At 33.2% G+C, this 13,224-nt stretch carries 9 protein-coding genes and 1 pseudogene; all 10 read left to right on the forward strand.

Annotation, left to right across the window (positions count from 1 at the left end):
• Positions 1-105 (forward strand): annotated as a pseudogene (locus ACKWB9_RS12510) (IS982 family transposase); the annotation flags it as partial.
• Between the two features lie 178 nt (positions 106-283).
• A complete protein-coding gene (locus ACKWB9_RS12515) occupies positions 284-2,242 on the forward strand; it encodes a hypothetical protein (RefSeq protein WP_414003362.1) in 1,959 nt (652 codons plus the stop codon).
• Positions 2,243-2,797: 555 nt separating this feature from the next.
• Positions 2,798-5,515, forward strand: a complete 2,718-nt coding sequence (locus ACKWB9_RS12520) for an ATP-binding protein (protein ID WP_414003363.1) — start codon at positions 2,798-2,800, stop codon at positions 5,513-5,515.
• A 3-nt stretch (positions 5,516-5,518) separates the two neighbouring features.
• Positions 5,519-6,376, forward strand: coding sequence for a hypothetical protein (locus tag ACKWB9_RS12525; RefSeq protein ID WP_414003364.1), 858 nt, complete (start codon positions 5,519-5,521; stop codon positions 6,374-6,376).
• Positions 6,377-6,381: 5 nt separating this feature from the next.
• A complete protein-coding gene (locus tag ACKWB9_RS12530; RefSeq protein WP_414003365.1) occupies positions 6,382-6,912 on the forward strand; it encodes a hypothetical protein in 531 nt (176 codons plus the stop codon).
• Entirely contained in the window at positions 6,905-7,936 is a 1,032-nt protein-coding gene (locus ACKWB9_RS12535) for a DNA cytosine methyltransferase (RefSeq protein ID WP_414003366.1), read from the forward strand. The genes ACKWB9_RS12530 and ACKWB9_RS12535 overlap by 8 nt, the downstream gene beginning before the upstream one ends.
• A gap of 291 nt (positions 7,937-8,227) precedes the next feature.
• Positions 8,228-9,157: a restriction endonuclease gene (locus tag ACKWB9_RS12540; protein ID WP_414003367.1), complete on the forward strand. Its 930-nt coding sequence runs from the start codon at positions 8,228-8,230 to the stop codon at positions 9,155-9,157.
• An 847-nt stretch (positions 9,158-10,004) separates the two neighbouring features.
• Positions 10,005-11,429: a DNA cytosine methyltransferase gene (locus ACKWB9_RS12545; protein WP_414003368.1), complete on the forward strand. Its 1,425-nt coding sequence runs from the start codon at positions 10,005-10,007 to the stop codon at positions 11,427-11,429.
• Entirely contained in the window at positions 11,429-12,175 is a 747-nt protein-coding gene (locus ACKWB9_RS12550) for a PmeII family type II restriction endonuclease (RefSeq protein WP_414003369.1), read from the forward strand. Before ACKWB9_RS12545 ends, ACKWB9_RS12550 begins: the two co-directional genes overlap by 1 nt.
• A gap of 16 nt (positions 12,176-12,191) precedes the next feature.
• Positions 12,192-12,698, forward strand: a complete 507-nt coding sequence (locus ACKWB9_RS12555) for a hypothetical protein (RefSeq protein ID WP_414003370.1) — start codon at positions 12,192-12,194, stop codon at positions 12,696-12,698.
• Positions 12,699-13,224: the final 526 nt, after the last annotated feature.

Raw genomic sequence — 13,224 nt, forward strand, 5'->3', positions numbered from 1 at the left:
AAGACAAGGGTGCTGTCCAAAATCACTGCCTTGACAATGGTTCAGTTCGTTAACAGGTTCGTCTTTGATAGAAATATAAACAACATTAAAATCAGCATTGTTTAAAATGCACAATGGGTTTTAATAGTCTTTTTCTATATTTAAAGACTCCAAAGAATTGACTTCCTACAACTTATTTCCCCCAAAAAATACCCTTTAAAGGGTATAGTATAATTAGACTTATTTAAGAAAATTTACACTAGACCTATTAAATCAACTAATCATTAATTTTAAATATTCTCCAATGAGATCATATCCTAGATTACCCGGTAAAAAAGTAGTATGCGATTTTAGTTCATGGAATAAATCTCGTAAAGAAATAAAGTATGCTGCTTTAGTTTTTCTTATAGGTGTTTTACAATTAAATGCCCAGAATATCGATTGTTCTGAATTACGACAAGCTTATGAAAAAGAAAGAAACATAGAACAAGTTGACAACTATAATACTGACCCCACAAAGTACATTGAGGTATACGAAGTGAATCCTAATAAACTAACGAAAAGATATAAACCAAGACTTCTTTGGAAATTTGAAGAGAAACCGCAAAAAGCAGAAAAGCAAGTTAAAATCATTGACAAAGACAGCGATATAAAAATTAGATTTAAAAAAGAGGCCTTACAAAATAATACATGGTTTAGTGGGAACATTTCAATTGTTGGAAACTTAAGTTCTAATAAGGAATCTGACCCTGTTGAGGTGCTGCCCTTTTCTTTAATTGGTGAAGATGAACTTGGAATAGGGACAAGTTTTTTACCTCCATTTGAAATTTCAAGAACTTTTGTTAACCTATTCCTTGAATCTTTAAATGCCTTAGACGATGCTAGCAAAGTCAACTTTGATGAAGTAAATTACAGAAAAAAAATAAGAGATCTTGAATTATTATCTGAGGAATATCAGAAGCTGGAATCAAGTACTCAACTTGCTAGGGTTGACGATTCAAAGAGACCTCCAATTTTAAAGTCTAATTCTATAAACTCAATTAATAAATCAATCCTTGGCCTTAAACTTAACCTTAAGACTCCAGTTCTTGAAGATTTGGATAGTTCCTCTCCAGCTCCCGTAACTCAAAATAGAAAGAAACAATTGCAAAAAGAGGTTGACTCAATTACTAAAAACCTGAAATTTGAATTTGAATCGAAACTTAGAATGCTATACGATGGTATTGATAATTTTAATTCTCGACTTGACCTGATAGCTTCATACATAAAAAACTTTCGTTTATCAGGTGAAAAAGCTGAAGAAGCTTTTCTTTCATTAAGTTCTTTGGACAGAACGGTTCTGGCGAATATCGATGCAAACTTGGAATCCATTCATATTGAATTGGACAAACTTCTAAGAGAAGGAAGTAACTCCAGCACAAAAAATGGTTTTATAGTTGAAACCGTGGAAAGCAAAAAAATAAATGATGAAATCAAGCTTTTATATCAAAGAGGTCTGGAATATGTTGAAAGATTGGAAAACATGCAGGGTTCACAGATTGACAGATTTTTGTTCTGTGACCAAGAATATGACCAAAATAGATATAAAAATTATGAAATGGTTCGTGAAGCACTATTTCGGAACCGGATACCTTTGATTAATTTTTTATCCGTAAGATCTAGCATAATTTTATATAAGGAGTTAAAAACGGCAACGGTTAACTTAAGAAAAGAGCGTGCTGAGGAAGGAAACACCCTTAACCTTTATGCTATCCTTGAAAAGAAGCAAAAAGACCCTATTTCCGGTGAAATTACAAATGATAGACAAAAGGTGCCAATTGGAAGTTATGAAATACGGGAAACAGGTTGGAAAACCAAGATTGCTGATTCCTTTATTCTAGTAAACCGTATTAATGAGCCTGACCAAGCTACTAATTCTAATGAAACAGATTCGGAAGATTCAAATTTATCACCTTCAAATTTCAAGGGTGCACCGGGAGTATCTTTATTGTTAACTAGAAATAATAGTGGCTATGAAAATGAAAGTTTCCTAAACGCGCTAGAACCTTCATTTGGGCTTAATGTTTCTTACTTGGATTTTAATACTCAAGACGATGTAGAAATTGGGGCAGGATTGATGTTCGGCCTTTTTAGAAATAAACTCTTTTTTACTTGGGGAATTAACTTAAATGCTACAGGATCTGGAGAAGAAGATCCTTTCTATTTTGGAGTTGGTTTTAGCTTTGCAAATATTGCTGGCAAGCTATTCAAAAAAGAAGAATAAAACAACAACCTTAACTAGAAGTATTGAAATCAATTATCATGTTTGATCTTAAGTTAAAAACGATAATTTAGACTCCACACTTTCTGAAAATTCATCTCAAAAATGTTTTAAACGGTTTAAGGGCAATTTTACATAACGGCTAATTATTGTACAAACAGCAGAATCTTTCTTATTTAGTAGTAAACCCAAGAGACAAATGTTTAATGACCCCAGTACTATAGTTTATTGTGTGTTGAAGACTTTCTGGGATATTTTACATAATAAAATTATAGCTTACAGCTAAGATGTTGAATCAGAAATACTTATAAATCAATCTGTACTATAATGTACCGCGTTATGTAACTTGAGCTTTGGTTAAAAGCGAAAGTTGTTACAATCTTCCTTGATTTTTTCTTTTTAAAACTTTCTTTTCAAAAGGTAATGGAATACTCTTTGCCCTAAGCGACGGTAGGAGTGAAGTGGGAATGTGTATGGAATGGATTCCGTAAAAAAAATTGTAATTTATACTTTATCTTTGATAAGCACGATGCGCAATAATCGATTTGAATAATTTTAATGTCCGAGAGAAACTGTTTAGTTTTAAGCCAGTACCGAGAGGGAACAACTTATAATGATTTTGTTGGAAAATTTTATCATTTCCCGCAGTCTTATCTAAATCAATTTGAAGACCTTCCAATAGAATTTATTTACCATGAACCTCAAAAACGGAAAGAAGGTAAAGGAGAGTTTTTTGGGTATGGCAAAATTGTTAAACCGCCTTTTGAAGATAAAAGAGAAAAAGGTTTCTATTTTGTAGAAATTGAAGAATACAATGAATTTGCAGCACCTATTAGTTATAAGGATTCTGAAGGAAATATAATTGAAGAGGTAAGAAACCCTCATTATAATTCTGGAAATTCAGTTAGGAAAGTTCCTTCTGATTTACTTGATGAAATATGCTTAGATGGTAAGGTTCTTCTAAATTTCCAAGCGGATGCACATTTAGTTCAAATCCTAGGAGAACAGTTAATTGCATCAGAAAGAGTAGGGATTTTAGAATTAGTTAAGAACGGTTTTGACGCAGGTGCAAGTCTATGTAGCGTAAGAATCGAGAAAGTTCCTGGGCTTACTGATGTTCCACAAGACTTATATTCATTTAATCAATATGATGGTCCTGTTATAGTTATAGAAGATGACGGAAAAGGAATGAGTAAAACTGATATTGAATATGGTTGGCTCAGACCCGCTTCTACAATTAAAACGAATATTAAAGACAGAATTAGGGAAGAGAGAGCACAAGCCGTCCAATCAGGTAAAAAGAAAGCTTTTGAGAAATTTCTAAAGCTTCTTAAAATAGAACATAAAGGAAGAGTTCCTCTCGGAGAAAAAGGTGTAGGACGTTTTGCCTGTCATAGACTAGGAAGTAAATTGACTATAAAGACTAAAATAGCAGAAAAAGACTATGAGTATGTTTTAAATATAGATTGGGATGATTTTAACCCTGTTAGAAAAGAGTACAAAAATTTAAATTCGGTTGGTATCTCACTTACTAGGCAGTCACCTAGTCGAGATTATGGTGAAACTAATTCAGGAACTCAAATAATTATTTACGGTGGTAGAGAAGGATTTGAACTAGATGAAGATGAAATTCACGAGATTAATAGAACAATTTTAAAACTTAATACCCCTAATCCTAATCCAAGTGTTCAACTTTCTCCATTTAGCGCAAAATTTGAATGTCTTCAAGTTAAAAATTTAGATAAAAAAATAGATTACAAGAAATATTCTCCGGTTTTTTCAATATCTGGTATTGTTGACGAATTTGGAGTATTTAATTATGATTATAAATTCACTCCGCCTTATCATGAAAAAATACCTTTAGCACCTATAATTCATGAAAATAAAATTTTAGACTTAAAGGTTTTAAATAAGGATTTTTGGTTTGAAGAAGTAAACAATCAAAAATTATGGAGAATTCCGAATTGTGGCTCATTTTATGTTCATATTGATATTTGGTATAGGGATAAACCGTGGAAGGATAATTTGGACAATGACTTTTTAAGTTTTCTAAAGAAATATGGGGGGATTTCTGTATATCGCGATGGGATAAATGTTTTTTCTGCGGAATGGGGAGCAGAATCGGATTGGTTAGAACTTAGACAAAGGCAAATTCAACAAGCAAAAAGACTTTCTTACTATCATATGATAGGAAATGTTGAAATCGAACAGGGAGAAAACATAAGTATTACCGATAAAACAAATCGGGAAGGGATGATTGGAAATCGTGCTTTTAAAGATTTGAAAGAGTTGGTTAAAGGAGTAACCTTTTTAGTCGAAAAAGACTACATGGGTAAAAGAGATGAACTAAATCGATTGACCGGTGGTTTAATTCGTGACACTAAAGTTGTCAAAAAATTCTCTACCGAATCCGCTCAGATTATAACGAATATTCACGATAAATATGATTTAACGAAAGACCCTTATCAGCTACTAACTAATTTGGGTACCCTTTCTGAGAGAAAAAGTCATCTTGTAGACCTTTCGAAGTCCTTAAAAAATCTAGAAAAAAATCTAGGACAAATTCAAGAAGTACAAGAATTGTTAACTGAACAAGCTGGTTTTGGACTAGGAATCGCAGTTGCTTTGCATGAAATAAGCAAAACCACTTCTAATTTCTACTACGGCATTTTGGAAGTAATTGAAAGTGGAGATTTCGATACAAATAAACTAGACGAATTAAAGGAAACATCAAAATCGTTAGAATCAGAATTAAAACGATTAAGCCCATTACGTGCTCTAAGAAATGAAGAACCTATCGCTTTTAAAATTTCAAAATCAATTGATTATGTATACTCAATGTTTAAAAGGAGATTTGAAAAATTGGATATATCATTTTCATACAACGTCAGTCAAGATTTTAAAGTTGTCGCTCGATATGGTGCCGTAAATCAAATTTTGACCAATCTTTTTGAAAATTCTTGTTACTGGATGGACAACCCAAAAATATTAAGTCGTGAAATAAAATTAGAAATGGATTCTTCACATAGAACTTTGATAGTTGCGGATAATGGGCCAGGAATTGATGAATCTGTTTTACCATATTTGTTTACCCCTGGTTATAGTTTGAAATACCCACCTAGTGGATTAGGGCTTTATGTTTGTAAACATTATTTGAACTTAATGAAGAAGAGGGGAGATATATATTTAGTAAGAGAAGGAGATAGGTTATCCGGTTTAAATGGAGCCCAGTTCTTGTTGGATTTCTCTAAAGTAAGTAATCCAGAAAATGATTAAAAAATGAAGGTTTTTGTAATTGATGATAACATACCCAAAATTACTGAGTTCGTTGAAAACAATAAATACGATTCTTCAATTGATACTATTGACCTTAGCTATTTAGTAAGAAATGCGGAATGGAAAGGAGAGCAAAACCTTCAACGGCTTCTGAAATATTTATTAAATCACGCAGTAAGCCAAAAAAAAGAAATATCGATTGAAGGATTTACTCATCCAGAAATATGTTTAAGTCATATAGATAGCGGCATTCTGCCAGATATAATAATTTATGATTGGGAATACGGTAGCGAGCATGATAATAATTCCAGTAATTGGTTGATGGAAATTATTGAATTAACCAAAGCTTTTATTTTTGTGTATTCCGGGGTTAAACAATTTATTCCTGCGCATTTAAACAAAGAATCCTTTGACCAATATGCTGATAGGTTTCAACTTTTTGGCAAAGGAAACAATAAAAATTCTTTATTTTCTTCAGAAGAATTCATTTTAAATCTGATTGTTGGTAGAGTACGTTCTGATAATGAAATTATGATGCAGGGCATTCCGATTCAATTTAATACATCAGGATATCTAGAAGAGGTAAGTGATATTCAATACCTTGAAAAAATGTTTGATAGAGGAGTAATAATTCAAAAACTAAAAAACGGAATTAACGAAAGTTCTATAGAACAACTGTTAAGCGAATCAAATGAAAAAATATTTTGGAACCCTGAAAAGGGTTATCTAATGACTAATGAATCAGAAATAATAACGAAAAAGTTTGAACCGACTGTTGCATTGTCTTTTTTAGAAGTCGCAAAAAAATTTGGTCTTGAAAGCTTAACAAATACCCTTTCAAGAAGTTTAATTAAAATTTAGTGTAAATGCCGGCATTGAGTCAAGAACAAAAAGATTTGATGGGTGAGCCTATTATCCCATTTCAAAGAAATACCAGGGGAAAAACAATAGAAAAGGACTTGAAAGAAGGGGAGGGGCATAATGGTGAATTTCTAGAATATATCCATGATGGTATCGACAATAATAAACCAAGACATAATTATGCTGAGTTGACTGATGAAGAGGTGGAAGCAATGATTAAAAATGGCGGGAAATACGAGGAGAAATGTTTCTTATGGGTTCTAGACGATGTGTCAATAAAAATTTTAAGAGAAACTACTAGAAATATATTAAGAACGGATAAGCCAATAGTTTGTCATACGAATATAACAGGTTGTCAAAAAGCAATTGTCGGAGGAGAGATGTTTTTTGCCACAAGTGGTGAGGTATATATTAATTTCTTTTCAGACCGTTATGGTAATCCTAGTGCCGAATTGTGGGCAGAAGCAAAAAAGTATATTGAGAGCGTAGGATATAGCCCTTTAAAAGATATTTTAGAATTAATTGGAAATGAATAAGCAAAAATTTACCGCAGTAGACTTATTTGCCGGTATTGGCGGTCAATCTGTAGGTCTAAAAAGAGCAGGGTTCGTTATAAAGGCCTCAGTCGAGATTGATAAAAACGCGGTTAAAGGATATAAACAAAATCATCCTCGAACAAGAGTGTTCGATTACGATATTCGAGAAATAGATACCGAAAACATTAAGAAATTATTGGGGGCTAAGCCCCTGCACTTGCTCGCGGGGTGCCCGCCTTGCCAAGGTTTTTCATCTGTAAGGCGTTTAAACCGAAAGCAAAGTGTTAGAGATGACAGGAATAATTTAATTCTTGAATATCTACGTTTTGTAAAAGAATTAAAGCCGCTAACCATTATGATGGAAAATGTTCCAGGGCTAGTCAATTACTATCTTTTTAAACAAGTAGTAAAAGAGTTAACAGAATTGGGATATAATCCAAAATTTGATATTTTAAATGTCAAAGACTTTGGAGTTCCACAAAGCAGAAAACGTTTGGTTTTAGTAGGCTCGCTACTTGGGGAATTGGATCTTAGCAAAATGTATGTTCAAAAAAGAACTGTTAGACACGCTATTGGTGATTTACCAAAAATAGAAAATACCGATGACGAAGCTCACAAGATAGTTGCTAACCACATTCCAAGAATTCAAAGAATGATTGAATTAATTCCAAAGAACGGTGGGAGTAGAAAAGATTTACCTAAAGAATATATTCTCGAATGCCATAAAAAAGAAAATGTAGGTTTCAACGATGTTTATGGAAGATTAAAATGGGAAAATTACTCATCAACAATAACTGGCGGCTGTTTAAACCCATCTAAAGGTAGATTTTTACACCCAGAAGAGGATAGATGTATAACAGCTAGAGAAGCTGCACTTTTACAAACATTCCCTAAGAACTATAAAATACCGGTAGATATTTCAAAAACTTCGGCTGCTCTTTTGATAGGCAACGCACTACCACCAAGATTTAGTTACTACCAATCTAAAAACATTAAAAATCATCTTATTGAAAATTTGAAATAATTCTAGTGTTTACTGGAAGGTTTCCGGCCTAAGTGAATTTTGGCAAAACAATAGGGGAGAGGAGCGTTAAGAATTTTAGGGGGCTGGTTACAATATACTAGTTGACTTCTCTATTATTTCTTTTACCTTAAAGCAGTCTTAAGAGTTACAATGGATCCTAAAATTTAACGACCGACCCGTACATTGTTTCCAAAGTTATCTGTAAGCCTTGATTTTTTTGTTTCTTTTTTATCAAGAAAAAAAGAAAAGATATTTTCCAATTAATGGATAAAAGTTTCAATAATTACACGCATGGATAAATTCTATAAGCAAATTTCAGATTATCAACCATCAGTTTCGCTGTTACAAAAAAAAATCTCTAAAGACCTTGAAAGGCTTCAAAAAATTGGGCCTGTAATTCAACCTTCAGTAGCTAAAATGCTTGAAAAAATCCAGAAAGACCAAGAAAGATGGTCTAATCTGAATATCCTGCAACCAATTGCCCAAGAACTTATAAAAACTCAGGAAGATATGCTAAGGGCAACAGCTCCATTAACTCAAGTTGCTAAACAATTGAAGGGGTTTTACGAACCATGGGATTACATTAAACCTAATTTTGAATCTTTAAACTTAATTAGCACAAATCTTGCTTATTCCGATTTTGTTGATTTCACTAGAGTACCGATATCTACAGAAATTTTCGAAAATATTGGTAAAGAATTAAAAGTATCAGCTGAGGAATTATCAATGTTGGAATACCATATGAGCACTCCTGAAGAAGCTGAATATGATGAAAAGGATACAATATTAATTTATAATGACACCAAAGAAATTATCACTAAAATTTATAATGATAACGAAATTCTTTACACTATTGACCCATATAAATTTGAAGAAGTAATAGGAGAATTACTTTATTCAAAGGGGTTTGAAGTTAATATATCGCAAAAAACCAGAGATGGGGGGTTCGACATTTTAGCAATAACAAAGCAAGGAGGAATTCCATTCAAAATGCTAGTAGAATGTAAAAGGCATAAGAAGACCGTTGGTGTGGAAATAGTGAGAAGTTTTTGTGATGTTATAGAAACGGAAAAGGCTAATAAAGGTATTTTAGTAACTACTTCTTATTTTTCTAAACCAGCTGTAGAAAGAAAAAATAAAAAAGGAGAACTTTTAGATTTAGTCAATAGGGATGGCTTAATTGATTGGATAGCAGAATACCATCTAAACCCTAATCGATAATTCTATTTGACATAATGTTAGAAGTGCCTAAGAAAAATTTCAAACAAAGAATAGTGGGTAGCAAGTGCACAGAAATTTTATTTTCAAAATTTTGTGCTGTTGCGGCAATCTGACGAGATATTCGTGAAAAATTTATTGGCCGATAGTTTCTCATAAATTGCATATTTCAAAAAAGCTAAAAGGTTTTGCTTTTTTTGGCGCTGGCCAAGCGTTGGCAAATTGTGTTTAGAAATGAACGCCATAAAGCATTTAATTTTTTAAAAACAATCTAGCGGTTGGGCGCGGCAATTTTACATAACGGCAAATTATGAGTACAGACGAATAGGTTTGTCGCCAGGGTTGCGGAATATCGAAGTTTAGAATAAATTTTATTCTTTGTGGAAAATTTGAAGCTACGTAAATTAAACAGGTTGATGACCCTGTTGGTAATTCGCTTAAAAGCTCGAAATGTGAGGGATATTTTACATAATAGAATTATGACTTACAGCCGTTAAGAACCATTCCAGTAAAACGGCTTTTACATAATGGCTGACGATATGATTCGCTGACGCGAAGGTCATATCTGCAATTATGTAAAATGCAAGCATGCGCCGTTTTACAACACAGACCAATCTGTATCATAATGTCTTGCATTATGACACTTTGCTTGGGTAAAGCAAAGTAGTTGGTACTAAATCTTCTTTAAATTTTTCTTCTAAAAAGTTTCTTCTGAAAGGGTAATGGAACACTTGTTATACGACCCGACGAAAGGAGGGAAGCATAATGTGTGTGGAATGGAATAATAAGTCTATGATTTTAATAAAAGTCTTTATATATTTGGACTATAAATATTTTCGTAGACGAAAAAATGGAAAGTACCAAATTAACAATCAAGGAAGCAGCAACAAAATTAGACCTTACTCCACAGCAAGTTCGAAATTTATGTCGATATGACAAATTACCTAGTGAAAAACTAGGAAGTTCTTGGATTTTAAATGAGAGCGAGGTTGAATACTATAAATCAACAAACAGTTGCGGTAAAACTGAGGATAAGAATTTATCTCAAAACAATAACTCAAATTCAATAAGTTTCAACGAACCAATTGCTCTTTCATTTTTTACAGGTGCTATGGGTCTAGATTTAGGCATTGAAAAAGCAGGTTTCAAAACACTCCTTGCTTGTGAAGTTGATAAAGCAAGTCGTAAGACGATTACTCGAAATAAGCCAGATATTGCTTTGATTGGAGATATTAGGGATTATAACGCCGAAGAAATAAGAGAGAAAGCTGGTCTCGGAGCAAACGATGAAATAGACTTGGTTGTTGGCGGGCCACCATGTCAGGCATTTAGTACTGCAGGTAAAAGAAAGGGGTTTGAAGATGAGAGAGGTAATGTGTTTTTAACTTTCATAGATAGAATTTTAGAGTTACGGCCAAAATATGCCGTAATAGAGAATGTTCGTGGATTATTATCAGCTCCTCTGAGTCATAGACCACACAATCAACGAGGAAGTGAATTCCAAGATTTAAACTTTTCTGAATTAAAAGGTGGAGCTCTACTTAACATTGTAAATATTCTGAGAGATAATGGTTATGGCGTAAGTTTTAATTTATACAACGCAGCAAATTTTGGAACTCCGCAAAAACGGGAACGAGTAATAATCTTAGCGTCGAGAACAGGTGAAAAATTACCTTATTTAACACCAACTCATTCTGAAAATGGAGAATTCGGTTTACCAAAATGGAAAAGTTTTAGAAATGCTGTTTCTAATATGAAAACTGATTCTGAGAATCATGTTAATTTTCCTGAAAAAAGATTAAAATATTATAGAATGTTAGGGCCAGGTGAATACTGGAAGAACTTACCCATAGAAACTCAGAAAGAGGCTATGGGAAAATCTTTTTATTCTGGTGGTGGAAAAACTGGCTTTTTTAGAAGACTAGCTTGGGATAAACCATCTCCAACCTTAGTAACACACCCAGCAATGCCTGCTACGGACTTAGCTCATCCTGAGAAGAATAGGCCGTTGAGTATTGAGGAGTATAAAAGAATTCAACAGTTTCCCGACAGTTTTATTATTGAAGGAAGTTTAATTGAGCAGTATAGGCAAATAGGAAATGCAGTCCCCGTCGGTTTGGGCAAGGCAGTAGGAAAGGCCATAATAGACCACATGAACGGAGTGCCTGCAACTCAATACCAAGGATTTAAATATTCAAGATATAGCAATACAGACGATGAACGCTGGGAATTGCAAACTTCTAAAGTTATGAATCAATTTAAAATGGTCATTTAATGAATAAACTAAATTTAGAAGACGTAAAGATTTATGTTGAGGAGAATATTGGAATTTTTCATCAAAAAAGAATAGACAAGCTCGATGACTTAAAGTTGAAAGACATTCTAAAAAGAAAAAATCCTTATTTGTTTAGAGCAAAAAACGTCTTGATAGCATCTGATATTGTTCAGGGTATTCTAGACGCATGGGTTTCATCAAGTGAAGAAGGAATTTTTGGTGATTGGCTAGAAGGGTTAGCAATATTTGTAAATAATAAAGTTTATGGAGGTTGGAAGTCTGGAGGAGACGGTATTGATTTAGAATTTGATAAGGAAGGAGCAAGACATATTGTAACAATAAAATCAGGACCTAATTGGTTTAATGACAGTTCATGGAAAAAGATGATAGATAATTTTGACTCTGCTAGAAGAAGGTTAAAAACTTCTGGTAGTGGAATTAATGTTGTCGCAGTAAACGGATGTTGTTATGGCAGATCCACCAAGAGATTTGAATACAAAAAGAAAGGGGATTTATACAAATATTGCGGACAATCATTTTGGACTTACATTTCAAATGATGACAATTTGTACAAGGATTTAATTATACCAATTGGGTATAAAGCTAAAGAGAAGAATGAAGAGTTTCTAGTATCCTATTCTAAAATATTAAATAAGTTTACGTTAGAATTTTCGGAAAGCTTTTGTTTAGAAAATGGAGCAATTGATTGGGATAAATTAGTAGAATTCAACTCAAGTATTCGCTAATTAAGTTCTTATAAATATGATTAACTGGCAATACTTCCCAAAGTCCGATAAAATTCCTTCCCATCTTAAAGAAGTTGTAGAGGTTTTTGAAAATGAAGCTGAAAAGATTGATTCTGAAAATTATCAATTTTCAAGCGATGAAGTTCTATCCTATTTAAGAAGTGGTCTAGAATCGATAAATTATGAAGTTGAAAGGTCAAAGAAACGAGTGGATAAAATTCAGGTACCTGTTTTGTTTGGCAGAAATGGGAAGCTTGATAAATATTTTGAGGCTGACGGCTTAAATGAAGAATTTAAAACGGTTTTAGAAGTAGAAGCTGGAAGAGCTGTTGCAAACTATCAGTTTTTAAAAGACCTTTTTCAAGCCTCGGTAATGCACGATATTGAATATCTAGTTATAGCTGTTCGAAATATCTATAAATCTGGTAAAGATTTCGAAAAAGTAATATCTTTTCTGAATACTCTTTATACAAGTGATAGGTTAAAGCTACCCTTATCCGGAATATTAATTATTGGTTATTAAAATGGATTTTAAGTACAAGGTTAAACGGCCTAAGAGAATTTTGGTAAAACAATAGGCGAGGGGAGCGGGCATATTTTAGGGGGCTGGTTACAATTTTTCTTGACAGTTGAAATGATTATTTAACCTTAGAGCAGTCTTAAGAGTTACAATGGATCCTAAAATATAGCGACTGAGCCGTACATTGTTTCCAAAATTATCCGTAAGCCTTGATTTTTTTGTTTCTTTTTTTATCAAGAAAAAAAGAGGGCATAAAATAGAATTCTCCTGAGGAGGATTTTATTTTGTGAGCCAGCCGTAGCGTTGGGCTTAAACATCGAAAAAAATAATGCCAGCGCGCCATCTCGCTCAAAATTCTTAAGATTAATAATCTTCAGAATTTGTGCCGTATTTTACATAATGTAAGGAACACGTTCAAAAAAACTTCAAACAAGACAAGAGGTTAGCAAGGGCTAAGAATTTTGCTCGCAGAGAAAATTTTAGCTGTTGCGGCGAGCTGACGAGAATGTCGTAGAAAAAAAATCTTGCA

The sequence above is a fragment of the Maribacter spongiae genome (genome assembly GCF_047345125.1).
Taxonomy (GTDB): Bacteria; Bacteroidota; Bacteroidia; order Flavobacteriales; family Flavobacteriaceae; genus Maribacter.